The 16278-nt window shown below is 57.6% G+C and carries 14 protein-coding genes; 8 read left to right on the top strand and 6 right to left on the bottom strand.

Features of this window, described 5'->3' with window-relative positions:
• Entirely contained in the window at nt 1–1086 is a 1086-nt protein-coding gene (locus ACW55A_RS24485) for an FUSC family protein (protein ID WP_455808930.1), read from the bottom strand.
• Nucleotides 1087–1446: 360 nt separating this feature from the next.
• On the opposite strand from ACW55A_RS24485, the gene ACW55A_RS24490 reads away from it, so the two are divergent.
• The 6 genes from ACW55A_RS24490 (at nt 1447) to ACW55A_RS24515 (ending at nt 8724) form a co-directional block, all read left to right on the top strand.
• Nucleotides 1447–1749, top strand: a complete 303-nt coding sequence (locus ACW55A_RS24490) for a hypothetical protein (RefSeq protein WP_455808929.1) — start codon at nt 1447–1449, stop codon at nt 1747–1749.
• Complete coding sequence (locus ACW55A_RS24495; protein WP_455808928.1) at nt 1739–2242, top strand: GNAT family N-acetyltransferase; 504 nt, start codon at nt 1739–1741, stop codon at nt 2240–2242. The genes ACW55A_RS24490 and ACW55A_RS24495 overlap by 11 nt, the downstream gene beginning before the upstream one ends.
• A 251-nt stretch (nt 2243–2493) precedes the next feature.
• Nucleotides 2494–6534 (top strand): Pls/PosA family non-ribosomal peptide synthetase, encoded by a 4041-nt coding sequence (locus ACW55A_RS24500; protein WP_498811697.1) that lies wholly within the window; start codon nt 2494–2496, stop codon nt 6532–6534.
• A gap of 143 nt (nt 6535–6677) precedes the next feature.
• Nucleotides 6678–7163, top strand: a complete 486-nt coding sequence (locus tag ACW55A_RS24505) for a 4'-phosphopantetheinyl transferase family protein (RefSeq protein WP_498811698.1) — start codon at nt 6678–6680, stop codon at nt 7161–7163.
• Nucleotides 7164–7262: 99 nt separating this feature from the next.
• The gene (locus ACW55A_RS24510; protein WP_065348933.1) at nt 7263–8099 is read left to right on the top strand and encodes an AraC family transcriptional regulator; all 837 of its coding nucleotides are present in this window, start codon (nt 7263–7265) and stop codon (nt 8097–8099) included.
• Nucleotides 8100–8148: 49 nt separating this feature from the next.
• A complete protein-coding gene (locus ACW55A_RS24515; protein WP_455808925.1) occupies nt 8149–8724 on the top strand; it encodes a LysE family translocator in 576 nt (191 codons plus the stop codon).
• Nucleotides 8725–8900: 176 nt separating this feature from the next.
• Here ACW55A_RS24515 and ACW55A_RS24520 read toward each other — a convergent pair whose 3' ends face one another.
• Entirely contained in the window at nt 8901–9716 is an 816-nt protein-coding gene (locus ACW55A_RS24520; RefSeq protein ID WP_498811699.1) for a formate/nitrite transporter family protein, read from the bottom strand.
• A 443-nt stretch (nt 9717–10159) separates the two neighbouring features.
• Between ACW55A_RS24520 and msrA the strand changes: the two genes are divergently transcribed.
• On the top strand, nt 10160–10666 hold the full coding sequence (gene msrA, locus ACW55A_RS24525) for a peptide-methionine (S)-S-oxide reductase MsrA (RefSeq protein WP_003372371.1): 507 nt from the start codon (nt 10160–10162) through the stop codon (nt 10664–10666).
• Between the two features lie 702 nt (nt 10667–11368).
• Here msrA and ACW55A_RS24530 read toward each other — a convergent pair.
• The 3 genes from ACW55A_RS24530 to ACW55A_RS24540 all read right to left on the bottom strand — a co-directional run bounded on the left by ACW55A_RS24530 (nt 11369) and on the right by ACW55A_RS24540 (nt 13680).
• Nucleotides 11369–12496, bottom strand: a complete 1128-nt coding sequence (locus ACW55A_RS24530; protein ID WP_498811700.1) for a nucleotidyltransferase-like protein — start codon at nt 12494–12496, stop codon at nt 11369–11371.
• Nucleotides 12480–13124 (bottom strand): Cap15 family cyclic dinucleotide receptor domain-containing protein, encoded by a 645-nt coding sequence (locus tag ACW55A_RS24535; protein WP_498811701.1) that lies wholly within the window; start codon nt 13122–13124, stop codon nt 12480–12482. The genes ACW55A_RS24530 and ACW55A_RS24535 overlap by 17 nt, the downstream gene beginning before the upstream one ends.
• Nucleotides 13125–13425: 301 nt before the next feature.
• Nucleotides 13426–13680, bottom strand: coding sequence for a hypothetical protein (locus ACW55A_RS24540; protein ID WP_498811702.1), 255 nt, complete (start codon nt 13678–13680; stop codon nt 13426–13428).
• 801 nt (nt 13681–14481) lie between these two features.
• Between ACW55A_RS24540 and ACW55A_RS24545 the strand changes: the two genes are divergently transcribed.
• Nucleotides 14482–15117 (top strand): Sir2 family NAD-dependent protein deacetylase, encoded by a 636-nt coding sequence (locus tag ACW55A_RS24545; RefSeq protein WP_498811703.1) that lies wholly within the window; start codon nt 14482–14484, stop codon nt 15115–15117.
• Between the two features lie 191 nt (nt 15118–15308).
• Here the strand turns inward: ACW55A_RS24545 and ACW55A_RS24550 are convergent, their stop codons facing one another.
• On the bottom strand, nt 15309–16202 hold the full coding sequence (locus tag ACW55A_RS24550; protein ID WP_498811704.1) for a LysR family transcriptional regulator: 894 nt from the start codon (nt 16200–16202) through the stop codon (nt 15309–15311).
• Between the last annotated feature and the right edge of the window lie 76 nt (nt 16203–16278).

Consider the following 16278-nt stretch of genomic DNA (forward strand, 5'->3'; position numbering starts at 1 on the left):
TTAAAACTTCCAGCGTTTGGCGGTCTTGGCCAGACGCGCCTGCAGGCCGTCGAGGTTGAGCGCTAACTGCTGGGTCATCAAGTGGTAGCCCTTCAGCTCGGTAGGAATGACGGCTTTCACTGGTGGTGTTTCCGGCGTCTCCGGTGTTTCGGTCGTGCGTTCCAGACGCTCGGTGGCACCGGTTTGCAGGGCGCGCGCCATGCCGATCAATTGCCGGCGAATCTGGCGGTAGTCAGCGTCCAACGATGCCTTGAGCGTCTCGTCGGCAAGCTGATTCAGGTTCGTCGGGCGAATATTGGCAAGAATCTCCAGGGTGCTCAGGCACATGCGGAAATGGCCCTGAATGGCGTCCAGCTCGACCATGGACATCTTCACTTCCTTGGACACCGACGGCAGCAGCGAGCGCAATTGCAGCATCGTGCCGTTGAGCCTGGCGGTCAGTTTCAAATGCTCATCCGCCGTCACTGGCTGGCCTTGCACAATGCGCCCGTAGACCTTGGCGCAGTCACGCAAACCACTGGCCAGGTTGTAGCGCCAGGAAAACACCGCATACAGCGGCAGGGCGAAGGAGAACGCCAGGGCCAGCGCGATACCAATCAGAATATCGACGGTACGCCACAGCCCGTCACTGATCGGGTTGTAACCATGACCGGCGACGATGAACAGCGTGATCGCCGACAGCAGCGCGGTGTAACCCCCTTTGCCGATGGCGTGATAGGCGAAGAAACCGCACATCACCGACATCATTGCGTAGGTCAGCAACGGCATTTCCAGATAGCCCTGCTGAACCACCACGATCAGACCGAGACCGGCACCGATCAAGGTTCCGTAGGCCCGTTCGACCGACTTCTTGCCGATATTGCCGTGATGCTGCAAACCGCCGATCACGATCAGCATGGTCACCGATGCCCACTCACCGTGAGGCAGGTTGAGGCCGGTGGTCAGCAGGATAGTCACCAGCAAGCCCACCGCAATCCGCGCCGCGTGGATCAGCCGCGCATGCCGATAACGGCGATACGGGTCCAGCAAAGGACGCAGAACAGGGCGAAGCCAGGAGGGTATGAAAGCAGAGCGCGAATTCGTCATGCGTTAAGAGACCGCGAGGGTAGGGAAGAGATTCCCTGATTGGATGATGGCAGGCTTCAGTAAGCCACATTTTGATGGGGGATGGGTGGGGTATGTCGATGATCAGTGACGTGGCATTGCGCGTTCTAGGTGTAGGAATGACGCGCTGAGGGCAGTAGTCACGATTTTTATGAGTAGTTAAGGTGTCACTTAGTGAGGCTTTACGAGGATTAACGTGCTCTTTCGTGAGCTGTTATTTTCGGGTTCACACTTCCCATGTCCGTCGGCATCGAAGGGTCGCGGCTCAACCGAGGCAATCTGCTCAGTCAGCACGCTCACTTTGCCTTGAGCAAGGAATAAGCCGAGGCGGCGCTGGACGAGGTGGCCGGTTGGGAAGCCGAACTGCATGATTACTACAGCCAGTTCCTGTCCGGTGCGGAACTGGATGCTGCAGTCGATGCGACCAGTGGCGCACGTCTGAAGCGCTGGCAACTCCTTCTGCTGTGTAGGGTTCTATGGCAAGGGCCGATTGATCTGGTAACGAGTGCTGCGGCCTCCACCGGGCAGGCGAACCAGGCAGTTTTTGGCAAGCAGGGAAAGTTAATCGGCTCACCGTCCAGATGTGCTCATCGGCGTCTGGTTTCGATGTCAGGCAGTCAGGGAGGAAAAGCGGATGGAATTTGATCTGCGTGTGTCGCAACACAGCGACCTGGAATCGTTACAACGCCTGTCGGCGCGGGCGCGTCACCGGTACAAAAGCATTCCTTCCCTGGCGCATGTCGCCGAAAACCCTCCGCTGGGCGCAGACAGGTTCGAAGCCTGCCGGGTGGTGGTGGCTGCCAACAGGCGCAGCGGTGACATCATCGGTTTTGCAGCCATGCGCTTGCTGGATGATTTCCTGTACCTGGACAACATCTCGGTCGAGCCTGGTGCATCCGGCAAGGGTGTCGGAAAAAGCCTGCTGGCGTGTGTCGAGGCGTACGCGCAGGTTTGCCAGCTGCACGCGATAAGCCTGACGACATTTCGCGAGCCGCGCTGGAACGGTCCATGGTTTCGGCAACATGGCTTCCACCCGATGCCGGCAGAGCGTATTGGCGATGGACTGAGAGGCGTCATGGACCGTCAGGCGCAGTCTTTCAACCCCGCGACACGCGAGACCTTGTGGCGTCTGCTGTAACCCGCACAGCAATGTGGGCAATCTGCCACCTTCGTTTTGTTGTTCAAGATTCGTACAGCCAGCCTTTGCCATATTCGCCTTGCCAGCCTGTTCTCCTGCCCCGGTGAGAGCTGCAGTGCTCCAGCCAAAATGTATCAAAACGGACATATTCCGGACACGCAACGACCACAGAATTCGCGCCAATCGCTGACGGACCGGCTCATAACCAGAAATCTCAGGCACCTCCTTCAGACGAGCTAATACCTGCTGCCATGAATAACCTGAACCTGTCGACGCTAGGCCAGAACGAACAATCGCTGGACGTGATTTACGGTCCAATCCAACCTGAGCTGCTACGTGAGGAGGTGCTGGCCGATTTGCTGGAAGCCAGTGCCCGGCGCAACCCGCAGCAAGTGGCACTGATCTTCGGCGAGCATCAGATCAGTTATGGCGATCTGGACCGGCAGGCCGATCAGGTGGCGTCTGCGCTGATCGGTGCGGGTGTTCGGCCGGGGCACATTGTCGGTCTGTGGTTGCCGCGCGGCATTGAGCTGCTGGTCATGCAGGCCGGTATTGCCAAGGCGGGGGCCGCATGGCTGCCTCTGGATCAGGACACGCCGGTAGAGCGTCTGCAGGTTTGCCTGGACGACGCCAGCGCAGTCGGGCTGGTGTCCTGCGATGCGTTGATGCCGGTGTTGGCCGATACGGGCTTGAAGGTGTGGACTGCCGAACACCTGCTGACGCCGACTGACGCAGCGTTGGTGCGTCGCAGTGGGGTGCTTCCCGACCATCCTGCCTATGTGATTTACACCTCCGGCTCCACGGGCAAGCCCAAGGGCATTCTGATTTCCCAGCGCAGCATCTGCCATTTTCTGCGCAGCGAGAACGCGATACTTGGCATTCGTGCAAGCGACCGGGTTTACCAGGGCTTTTCCGTGGCCTTCGACATGTCCTTCGAAGAAATCTGGATCGCCTATCTGGTGGGCGCGACGCTGTGGATAGGCCCGAAGGAAACCAGCGGTGACCCCGAAACCCTGCCGCGCTTGCTGACCGAGCAGCGCATCAGCGTCTTGCATGCGGTGCCCACTTTGCTGGCGCTGTTCAGCGAAGACGTTCCCGGCCTGCGTCTGATCAATCTGGGCGGCGAGATGTGTCCTGAGTCGCTGGTCGATCGCTGGGCCACGCCGAACCGGCAGATGTTCAACACCTACGGCCCTACCGAAGCCACCGTGTCGGCCAGCCTGGCGCGTCTGTCGCGTGGTCGCCCGGTGTCGATTGGCACACCGTTACCCAATTACGGGCTGTTGGTCATCGCCAATGACCCTGCGGTCGGGAGCACCCTGGCGCCCAGCCTGCTGCCGCGTGGCGAAGTCGGCGAGCTGTGCATTATTGGCCCTGGCCTGGCTGAGGGATATCTCGGTCGGGCGGACCTGACCCAGGAAAAATTCCTGCCGAACCCGTGGTCCACCGGCTATCACGATGCGCGCCTGTATCGAACCGGCGACCTTGCCCGGATCGACGACGAAGGGCAGGTGCAGTGCCTCGGGCGGGCCGACGATCAGGTAAAAATTCGCGGCTTTCGCGTCGAACTGGGCGAGATTGAATCGCTGTTGGCGCAACAGCCTGGCGTGGGCACCGTTGCCGTCCTGTTGCGCAACGAGGCGGGCGTTGATCAACTGATTGCTTATCTGGTGAGCGACACGTCGACGCCTTCCGCATTCACGAGTCAGTTGCGCAAAACTCTGCAGGCGCAGTTGCCGCCGTACATGGTGCCGGGACACTTCGAACTGCTCGACAGCATGCCGCGCCTCACGTCCGGCAAAATCGACCGCAAAACGCTCAAGGCCCGGCCGTTGACGATGGATGCCAAGGCCGCCAGCGCAGAGTCCGATGTGGCGCAAACCGAAGGTGAGATCGCACTGTTTGCCGCGCTGAGCACACTGTTCCCCGGCATGCCGATCCGCCGCGATGCGGACTTTTTCACCGATCTGGGCGGGCATTCCTTCTTTGCCGCGCGTTTGGCCTCGGCGCTGCGGGCCAACCCGCGATTCGCTCAAGTCACGGTGCGCGACATTTACCAGCATCGGCGTATCGGCGCGATTGCTGAAGTGCTGGATCAGGCGCCACAAGAGGTGGATGCGCCGGTGGACTGGACGCCTCCGTCAGCCTGGCGTCGCTGGCGCTGCGGCGTGGCCCAGGCGCTGGCATTGCCGGTCATGGTCAGCCTGCGAATGACCCAGTGGCTCGCACCGTTCTTTACCTATCACCTGCTCACCGGCTCGCCCGACGACTCTGTCGCATTGGCGACGCTGGCGTCGATCTCGGTATTCCTGATTGCTACCGTTCTGCAGTTTTTCATCGCGCTGGCAGCCAAGTGGCTGATCGTCGGCCGCCTGAAGCCTGGGATCTATCCGCTGTGGGGCGTTACCTATTTTCGCTGGTGGGCCGCAGACCGCATGGTCGAGTCGGCGCCGACTTACCTGCTGAGCGGCTCCTCACTTTATCCCCTGTGGCTGCGCGCACTGGGCGCGAAGATCGGGCAGGACGTGATTATTGGCGGCGCTACAGTACGGGCTCATGACCTGCTGGAAATCGGCGACGGGGTCAGCGTCGGCAACGGTGTCAGCTTCGAAAATGCGCGCGTCGAGCGGGGTCAGTTGCATCTGGGCCTTATCGCCTTGCAGGACAATGCCTGTGTCGGCTCTTACGTGATCATGGAAGGCAATACGGCTGTAGGCCCGTGGGGGCATCTGGAAGCCCAGTCAGCCATGGCCGATGGTCGGGAGGTTCCGGCTGGGCGCATCTGGCAAGGCTCGCCAGCGCGTGATGTCGGCGCGTTCGATACGCTCGGCCAACCTGCGCGGCCTGTGACCAGCCCGGCGCGTTTGCGGGCAGAACAACTGTTCTTCGTGTTCGGCGTTCTGCTGGTCGCGACGCTGTTCTTCATCCCGGTCTTCCCGACCTTTTTCCTGATCGACTGGTTCGACACGCAGAACGTCTTGCCATGGTTCGAGGGCAGCGGACCATTGGGACAACTGGCGCGCTATTTCCTGCTCGCGTTCCCGGCCAGTGCGGTGCTTATTGTCGCGACTGTTCTGGCCTCTGCGGCATTGCGCTGGGTCGTCTTTCCACGCCTCAAACCGGGCTGTTATGAGGTGCACAGCAATACCTACTGCGCCAAGTGGCTGATCAGCCAGATTCAGGAAGCGAGCCTCAACGTGCTGTCCGGAATCTACGCCACGGTGTATTCGCCCTTCTGGTATCGACTGCTGGGCGCGAAAGTAGGGCGCGACGCCGAGATTTCCAGCGCACAGGGTGTCATCCCGGACATGCTGACCCTGGGCGATGAAACCTTTATCGCAGATGCGGTGATGCTCGGTGATGAGCGTATCGACGGCGGCTGGATGACCATGCAGCCCACGGTCGTGTCGCATCGCAGCTTTGTCGGCAACGGCGGGTACATCGCGGACGGCACGGTACTGCCGGAAAACGTCCTGATCGGCGTCCATTCCTGCGCGCCGCACAACAGCAAAATGGTCGACGGCGACACCTGGCTGGGCTCACCACCGATCCACCTGCCTGCCCGCGAGCAGGTGAGTGGCGCTCCCGAATCACTGACCTTCAAGCCTTCACCGCTGCGCCGCCTGGCCCGAGGACTGGTCGAAGGCGTGCGCATTGTCACCCCGCACGCGGTGGTGATCGCCGTTGGCTACACGGTGATGCTTGACCTGATGCCACTCGCCGACGACGAGCGCTGGGGCGCGGTGCTGGCCTACCTTGCAGTGATCGGCGTGGCGTACAGCGTGGGTAACTTTCTGCTGATCGCGGCCCTGAAATGGCTGGTGATGGGCCGCTATCGCAAACGCGCTGACCCGATGTGGACGCCCTTCGTATGGCTGTCGGAGGGCATCACCAGTCTGTACGAAGGCATGGCCGCACCGAACTTCATGCGCTACCTGCGCGGCACACCGTGGTTGCCGCTGGCGTTCAATGTGCTCGGCTGCAGGATTGGTCGCGGGGTTTACATGGACACCACCGACATCACCGAATTCGACTGCGTCAGCATCGGCGCAGACAGCGAACTGAATGCCGGCGCCTGCCCGCAGACCCACCTGTTCGAAGACCGAATCATGAAGATTGATCATGTCAGCATCGGCGAGCGCGTGTACATGGGGCCACGCAGCGCTGTTCTGTACAGCGCCGTCGTCGGCAACGATGCGCACCTTGGCGCACTGACCCTGGTCATGAAGGGCGAACATATCCCTGTCGGCAGCCGTTGGGCTGGTTGTCCCGCGTCACCTGACAGGGCATGAAGTGCGGGGCGAGCTGGGCATTCGATGAAGATGGCCGGCTTGCCCCGCCAAAGCCTTTCCCTCGGCAGAATGTATTGCTGGTCAGTTGCGTCACCAGACCGGGCTGTTCAAGGGATGAAGCCAGAAGCCGCATTCGGGCCTGCGTGCGTACCGCCGTGGAACAGTGGCTCGAATTGCCATCGGGCGCGATCACGTTCATCAGCGCCCCAGGTGTCGCGCCGCGATTGCTTATCGACGGGCTGCCGGAGCCCGGGTTTTCCATCAGCCACGAAGCCGGGTTCTCTCTTGCTGCCGTCAATCTCCACGGCGCAGTGGGCGTGGACTTGATGCAGGTTCAGACGGTGCCGGACTGGCATGCGGTCGCGCTGGATTATCTGGGGGCTGAGGTTGCTACCCGTCTGTCAGGCATGCCCGAGTCGATTCGCCCGATTGCGTTCGCCAAGGCATGGTGCAGGCGCGAAGCGTTTTTGAAGTTGCATGGATTGGCGCTCGACGAATGGACAGCACAGGGAGGGTTGCAGGGTGTGAGGGTTGAGGTTGAATTGGCGGAGGGGATGGTTGGAGTGGTGGCGTTGAGTCAGGTTTTGATGGACTACATGAGTCAGGCTGAGCGGCGCACGGCACCTTGATTGATGCGCTGCTGCCAATCGAAGATGAATGCACGAATGTTCTAGACTCACCTTCTGACGTCAGCGATAACCAATCGCTTTCATCGATTCAGGTGTTTTATGCCGTCCACACACTGGATAGACCTCGCTCGCGACCTTGATACAGGTATCGAGACGCTGCACGCGCACTTTCAGGGGCATGCCTATGATCCACATTGGCATGACAGCTATCTGGTGGGCGTTACCCGGCAAGGTGTGCAGCAGTTCAATTGCCGCCGTCAGCGCCATGCCAGCACGCCCGGGCAGGTGTTCACACTGGAGCCGGGAGAAATCCATGATGGCAATGCCCCGTGCGCCGAAGGGTTCACTTATCAGATGCTGTACCTGGACCCGCATTGGCTGAGCCGGGAGCTCAGTGGGTTGTTCGAACAGGCTCCCGACCAGCATCTGCCTTCTTTCGCCAACACCCTGCAAACCGAATCACGGCTGGCTCACGCGGTCACGTTCGCTTTCACGGCGCTGCACCAAAATGAGCTACGCATCGTTCGTCAAAGCGCGTTGGATGAATTACTGGCGCAGCTCATTGATCGGGTGCAATGGCGACGCATGACCGATCCCGATCCGCGCTTGCCGCAAGTGGCCTTGCGGGCGAGGGATTATCTGCACGCGCATCTGCATCAGGACGTGGGCATGAACGAGTTGGCAGCTGTTTGTGGCGTCGACCGCTTTCGCCTGACGCGGGCGTTCAAGGCCGCCTTCGGCCTGCCGCCTCATGCATATCTGGTACAGTTGCGCCTGGCCAAGGCTCGTCGAATGCTGGCAGCCGGAATCTGGCCCGCTCAGGTGGCCAGCGATCTGGGCTTCGCTGACCAAAGCCATCTGGGCCGCTGGTTCATGCGCGCCTACGGACTGAGCCCGGCGGCCTATCGCTTGCGCTGCTCAAACCTTCCAGACTGATCCTGTGGTATGTCGCAGCATGGGCTTTTTCAGCCCTGGATTGCCGATCATGCTGCCTTTCATACTGTTCGCCTTCGTCGCCTCGATCACCCCCGGCCCCACCAACATCCTGGTATTAAGCAACAGTGCCCGCTTCGGCTGGCGCGCCGTTGTACCGTTGATTCTGGGAGCCTGCACCGGCGCTGCACTGTTGGTGTTGCTCGTCGGCATGGGTGTCGGCCACTCACTGCTCGCGATCCCCAATGCTCAGCGCGTCATGGCATGGGTCGGCGTGCTGTGGCTGACCTGGCTGGCCTGGAAGATAGGTGCCAGCCCGACCGACTCAATCGAGCGGCAAAACCGCCTGCCGATAGGCTTTATCGGTGGCGCAGCACTGCAAATAGTAAATCCCAAGACTTGGGTCATGGCGCTGGCGGTGGTCAGTGTATTCAGCCAGCGCAACCCGGTGTCTTACCTGGCGCTGGTGTTCTTTCTGATTTCCTTGCCCTGCCTCGGCAGCTGGGCGGTGATGGGCGCAGGCTCGACCCGCTGGCTCATATCGCCTTGGCGAGTGCAGTGGATGAATCGAGTGCTGGCGGTTTTATTGCTGCTGGCGGCGTGGATCGGTTTTATGGACAGTGTCTGAACGTGTGCGGCATGGGTTGGCAGCAGGCACGCGAGGAGTCGGCTTCATTTCAAATCAAAGGCTGCTCTTGTCGAGCAACTCGACTATTTGCTTGTGACGTGAGTTTTGCTCTTCAACTTGCTGGTTTGCTCTGCGGTCGTCATCTCTTTTCACCGCAGAGCTTATATGGCGTCAGATTATTTCGGAGCTTGCGCGCCGCTGGTCCTGGACAGCTCAGCAGGTCGTGTTGCCGCACTGAAGAAAGCCAAATGATAGGCCAGGCCGACGAACACCGCGCCGCCCACCGCGTTACCCAAAAATACCGGGACGAAATTGTCGCCGAACTGCGCCCAGCTCAAGGCGCCGGCAAAGATCGCTGCAGGAATGACGAACATGTTGGCGACGATGTGCTGAAAGCCGATCGCGACGAATGCCATCACCGGAAACCACATGCCGACCACTTTACCGATCACGTCCTTGCTCGCGTAGCTGAGCCACACCGCCAGGCACACCAGCCAATTGCAGCCAATGCCGGAGATGAACGCCTGTTCAAAGCTGGCTCCCACCTTGGCATTGGCGATGGCCACGGTCTTGGCCATGAAGGCGCCTTCAGTCAGCCCCACCACATGGCCGAAACAATAGGCGACGAACAGCGCGCCGATCAGGTTGGCCAGCGTCACCAGTACCCAGTTGCGCACCAACTGACCCAGACCGATACGCCCGGCGAACAGCGCCATGGGCAGGCTCATCATGTTGCCGGTCAGCAACTCGCCACCGGCCAGCACCACCAGAATCAGCCCGACCGGAAACACCACAGCGCCAAGCAGATTGCCCAGCGACGCCCACTCGTGCGGGATCATCGTGCTGACATGAATGTCGAGAAGAAACCCGAGGGCAATGAAAGCCCGTGCCAGAAAGCCCAGGATCATCAACGACGACAGGCCCAGGTGGGCCTTCTTGACGCCGCTTTCGACGGCAATTTCAGCGATTTGCTGCGGGGTATTCAAAGACATGGTGGGCTCGTGCGTGGTCGTGGGCTGAGCGTAGGGAGCAAAAGCTCAAGCGGTGCGCGCATCTGTCGCACGGGGAAACAACGTTACGGAATGTTTCGGAGGATGGCTAATCGGATGTTTTGATCGGGTGATTGAGAGGGTCGATGGGTGGGGAGGATGCTGTGGGGGGAGTGGGCTTATAGTGGTTTGGTTGGCAGGTTTGTAGTGGCTCAACTAAACCCGATCACTGAGTTGTCAGCGACCGAGCCATCTTGGAAACGCTGACTCAAGCGCTCAAGCCAGCGGATTCTGACGCAACGGTAGGCAACGGAGCAAGGCGCCAAGGCATCTGTAAGACGTTTACTCGTTCCGCAACACGATCCTGTTTTTTACTTCATCCGGCTTGGTATTGGCCGGCATCACCCCATAACTATCCCTGTCTCCATAAACCGCAAGGACAGACCATGACCAACCCAACCGAAACCGCCATCCTTGCCGGCGGCTGCTTCTGGGGCATGCAAGATTTATTGCGACGCTACCCCGGCGTGCTGCATACGCGAGTCGGCTACACCGGTGGTGACGTACCGAACGCCACCTACCGCAACCACGGCAATCATGCCGAAGCGATTGAGATCGTGTTTGACCCGGCGGTGATCAGCTACCGGCAGATTCTCGAGTTCTTTTTCCAGATCCATGACCCGAGCACGCCTAACCGGCAGGGCAATGATCTTGGGCCAAGCTATCGTTCGGCGATTTACTACCTGAGCGAACAGCAAAGGGATATTGCCGAAGATACCGCGGCTGACGTGGACGCCTCCAAGCTGTGGCCGGGGCGTGTGGTCACGCAAATCGAGCCCGCCAGCGAGTTCTGGGAAGCGGAGCCGGAGCATCAGGATTATCTGGAACGGATACCGAACGGTTATACCTGCCACTTCATCCGGCCAAACTGGAAGTTGCCCAAGCGGGCGTGAACCCGAATTGCACTGGGAAAGGCCGCGATAGGGGGAGAGCGCAAAAGCTGGCCTGACCCTGTCATGCAGGCAACTGTAGTGGTGATCAGGCACTTCTATCTGGCGATATTCTCGCCTGAATGAGTGTCTGGAATTACTAGACCACTGCAAGGCTGCATCTGAGAGGACCTCACCAGAAACACAAAAGCCGCGCAATGCGCGGCTTTGAGTATGGTGGGCGGTGGGCCCACACGGACTCGAACCGTTATGTGGTGCATAAACTATCCGGACACATACTGTCCGTCCGGTCTTTAAGGTCTGGAAACCTTAGTAAAAACGGGATTTATAGTCATCTACACAGCCCTTTTGCGACGTTTCATAAATGCAACATGGGTGTGGTGCTTGAAGAGGTGATTCATCCTGGCTCCTAGAGATCTGTTACGCCGGAAATGGCAGGTATTCGATCTTGCCCGGTAATGCGCCCTTCAGAGCGTTCAGGCAGTATCCGGGTATTGTCAGGAGGACAACGCTTGAATCCTTCGGACGCAGCCAAAGGGAACCCAACGCTTCATCGCAGAGGTCGCCAGCCATGCGTTGCAGCCTTAACCAATGACTGGTAGCCAGGGATAATTCCCGCCCATGCCAGTCTGCACCCGGCTTAATGGATCTCTATAGCAGGTCTCCAAACGCTGCACGCCTTCAAGAGCCCGTCTCACCCAACCTTTAGAAAATTATTGCATTGGTCACAGCGGCCCTACTTGCATCGAGCAATGGCTTCTCGGATAGGCTCAGCAGGTAGTTTTGCTCTTTAGCAACCTCTCGAAGGAGACTGTCCATGGCTACGGATAGATGAAGCAAGCCATCAAATTTTTCTTCCGTATTGAAGATAAACCGTGACCCGTCAGGGACTACTAATCGCCTAGCTTCTTCCTTGTTGCTCCATAAGTAGTCCAAATGCCTTTGAGTTTCGGCCAATATTGCTAACTCATAGTAAGAGCCAGCGGAGAGACTGTGCATGTTGGCATGGTACATCATTGACGCAATGTCAAAGCTCGAGATCAATACAGTTTTACCCTCTGCCTCAAGCTCCGCCTTAAGGTTTTTGCATAATCTAATTGATTTGCGAAGCCCTCCGCCTGTGTTGTCACATCGCTCATGTACCTTTTTGATATGAAGGAAAGGCCAGTTCTCAATCGTTGTATTTTTATGGGAATCTAGAATAGTCACGGCACGGTCATGCTTCTGCCGAGATGTTTGATAACTAATGGTGTCGTGCCAGTGGGACGGCACGACATCTACTGGACGTGCTAAAGATCCTCCCTGCAACTTGATTGCCTTGGAACCGGAGGTATCAATGGTCGCAGCGGGGAACGCATCACGAAGGGCCTTACTGATTTCCCCCCTACGAGAGGTTAACACTCCGACTGAAGTGCGGGAGGTCGGTGAACGGTACTGACCCGATGTACTCATGTGGCCACGGGCGTCATAAGTATGAAAGTCAGCTTCTATCGCTAATAGGTCGACGTCACTGACACCTCGGATATGGACATTCAAAGGTACTGAGCCCTGTAGCTCAAACTCAAGATTGCCGCTTGTCCTCTTCGACAACTGATTGCTTACCCGATCAGCTGTTTCTATACTAATGCGAGTGTAGGTAGGATCCACCTCCTGCATTGCACCCAGAGCGAATGTTGTACTTGGCTTATCTTCCGCCCTATATTCCCAAGCCTCTTTTGTCAGGCTTCGGTTAACTATAAAGTCTTTTGCGTCCATTGCGATAACAGAGGATCTATCAAGACCGGAGCGTCTGGAACGCAGCCGGTTGATTCGATCATTAACTGACGTGCTCATTCTTTCTCCTCAGCTCCATTCGCCCATAGGTGGGCCTACCGTAACCGTTAAAGTAGTCACCCTGTGCGCCATCTAATAACTTGTTGAACAAAAGATTTGCACTGCCAACGTGTCCTCGAAGCTCAGGCTCTCCGGGGTTAGGATCGTTTCGGTAGTTATATAAAAGGCGGTATCCGTCAGCCTCATCATGAACCAACGCCGCAGTGATGCTGTTGGAGCCTGACTGGTGTGTCTTTAAACGCACTCTGATCTTGTCCCAGGTCTGACAGATGTATACATCAGCTTCCCAGTTGCGAGTCGGATGTCCTTCAGCGTCTAGTGTTGTGCCAGTACAGAGCCACTCTCCTGCCAGGTCGGGGACTTTTAGGTATTTAACCGCCCAACGCCACTTCCAGATCGTCTTGTTGAAAAGAGCGTATAAAAGCGCAAAGACAATACCTGCGCCGATCAGCGATAGGGCTGTCGGTGGTAGATTTACCGGCAAATTATATTTTTTCGCTAAATCTTCAGCTGCTAGAAGCAGAAAAACAGCAATGCCGGAAATCGCGCTTGCTAGTATTGTCAGATACCGACCAATCATAGCTCGATTGACGCCGCCCAATAGGCTGTATTCATGGTCATGAATCATCAGACGCGACCTTTATTAGAATTGATGCTCAGCAATTCAACCAACTTTGACGAGGGGCAGCAAAGCTGCACCCCAGCCCCTGATAAGCAATAATTTCTGGGTATGACATACCGAGGAGCACGTCCGGCACCCGTTCGATTGTCGGTAGGTGTTGCGTGCTTGGCGGACAGCAGTCATACAGGTGGTGTGATAGCCAAGGTCAAGGCGGTTGTTGAGCGCCGGCAAGTAGATGCACGTTCTGGTATGCACCTCATGGTCACCATTGGGCTGCGCATTCTGGTTTACAAAATACTGAGCCATTTCACTTACCCCGCTCTTTATTGGATTGCGCGAGTACCGAAGCAGCGAGCGCCTTGGTGGCGGCGTTGTACTTATTGCTCTCGAGAACGTGGCTGGCTTTGGTCTCCATGTCAGCACCTGTTTGCTTGCCGGTAGACGCTTGAGCCATAGCAGATCCTGCCAATTCCTTTTGAATGGCCGAAGAACTGTCACTGCGAAGAATTTTCGAAGCCAAGCTCGCCATTGCTGACGAGGTTTGTTTGGTATTTTTAGGCACGATTCGATGCTCCTGTATCTAGCAAAAACTCGAGTAGGCAGGAGCGACCCTTGAGCGGAATACCGGCCTGAATGGTTGACATCCAAAGTCGGTTTTCCTCTAATGCGCGTCCCACCAGTGGTTGCATTGGCTCGGGGGTAAGCGGATATGTGTGTTCGGCGACCAAACTTTGCACCCATATCCGCTGCATTCACTGAAACCTCAGCATCCCGCAAAAACACAAGATGTAGTGCTAATGTCGAGATGACCTACAAGATAATGGGGTCAAAATGACATTGCAAGCCGGTTACCTGTGGATAACATGTGTGTTCTCCATCCGTTGGATCCACTATTCTGGTGTATGTATGCCCAGCCTCCCTAAATTGCGGGGTGATGCCGTTTTGCTGGAAGCATTTAGAAACATTTTCCTTTTCCTTTTCCTTTTCTCCATTCGCCACTTGCGAGCCTCTCACAGGATTTTAAGTGCCAATCTCGTGGCGCCATCTCTTTATGAAACTGGGGCTGAATTGAGCATCCACTTTCCTGGGCCCCTTCTTGGCTAGCGGAGGCATTGCAAAAATCCAACCACTTAATAACCAGGATTTCCCTCTCTTTTGGCCGGCAGTCATCAACCGGTGATTGACCTTCCGATGGGTGTCATTCGAAATAGATCCTTCCTGGAGGAATATGAACATGACCATTAGTACCCTGGCTCAGCAGCTGAGGGATACTTAGCATGTTGTTGTGTTCACCGGTGCCGGCGCCTCAGCGGAGAGCGGCATCCCGACCTCAGGGGCGCTTTGACAGGGCTGTGGGAGCGTTTTGATCCTGCAGCTTGCGACTTCTGAAGCCTTTCGGGCAGACCCAAGCCTATGCTGGGGCTGGTATGAATGGCGCCGCCAGAAGGTCGTCCAGGCGCAGCCCAACGGTGCTCATCTCGCTATCGCTGAGCTTGCCAGCCATGTGCCCAGGCTGACTGTAGTCACCCAAAATGTTGATGACCTTCACGAGCGAGCCGGCAGCCAGGATGTGATTCATCTGCATGGCAGCCTGCATTCTCCTAGGTGCATTGATTGTGGCTTGGCGTATACCTTGCCCGTCACGACTGGCATCCTGCCTGAGGATGGAAGTCGGATTGAGCCGCCGCTATGCGCCGCATGTAACGGGCATGTTCGGCCAGGCGTTGTTTGGTTCGGTGAGATGCTGCCTGAGGACGCTTGGGGTGCGAGCCTAGCCGCTGCAGAGGAATGCGATGGGTTCCTTTCGATTGGTACGTCCGGGATCGTTTACCCGGCTGCAGAGCTACCGCTATGTGCTTTGGGCCACGGGGCGACTGTTGCGCACATCAATCCTGTGCGTTTCGATGTTAGCAGCCAAGAGCACTTTCTCGAAGGCGCTGCCTCGGACAAGATGCAAAGCCTCCTTCGTGAGACCTTGGGCGACTTTCCAGCCTCGTAGTTCGTGGGCAATTTACATTGCTTCTGGTTTGGGCTCCCCCCTTCAGGGTGCGGCTGGCGTGAACCAAACCCTTACTGCGTCAAGTTTTGGCCCTACGGGCTTTCATCCTCAAGCCTTTTCCCGTCGTGGGCCGGCACGCTCCGCTTTCGTTTTAGGGGCACCACCATAATTTGGAAATCCCTGCCCGTGGCTCATTGTTTATAAAGTAATGCGTCAACCACAACGCCAAATGCGGATGAATGCTCACGTCGATTCGGATAGTAAAGATGGTAGCCAGCGAAAGGCTGGCACCAGTCTTCCAGCACTCGCACGAGACTGCCCTCCGCTAGTTCGTTGGCCAGCATGTCCTCTGGGAGAAACGCCAAACCACACCCCGCCACAGCCGCACGCAAAATTGGCACGCTGCTGTTGAATGTCCATTGCCCTTCTACGCGTGCCTTGAGTTCGTGACCGTTCTTCTCGAAATCCCACTGCATGAGGCTACCATGAGTTGGGAGACGCAGATTAATGCAGTTGTGCGCGGCCAGATCCGCCGGCTCCATGGGGATTTGCCGCCCTTTGAAATATTCAGGCGAGCCAACCACTGCGATCCGCAGCGATGGCCCAATCGGTACGGCAATCATGTCCTTGGCTACCTGTTCGCCCAGGCGCACCCCCGCGTCATAACGCTGCGCGACGATGTCAGCGAGGGCGTAATCGACGGTGATTTCGACCTTGATGTCTGGATAGTCGGGCAGCACTTTCAACAGCTTTGGCCAGAGAATATTGTTCGCTGCATGCTCGGACGCCTGGATGCGAACATTGCCGGCAGGCGTGACGCGAAACTCGCTGACGGCGGCCAGTTCCAGTTCGATTTCGTCAAAGCGCGGCGCCATCGATTGATAAAGCCGCTGACCTGCCTCGGTTGGTGAAACGCTGCGGGTGGTGCGCGTCAAAAGGCGCACCCCGAGCCGGCTTTCCAGTGCACGCATGGTGTGACTTAACGCCGACTGCGAGACGCCCAGCTGTGCAGCGGCACGGGTGAAGCTGCCCTCGCGGGTGATGGCCACAAAGGCTTGCAGATCATTGAGATTAGCGCGGGACATTGATGAGAGCCTCTCATGAGGGACGCGTGATCATTCCATGAAAGCAGGTTGCGCACGAATGCGCGAACCTCAGAGA

The organism is Plantibacter cousiniae (nom. nud.) (assembly GCF_977070315.1).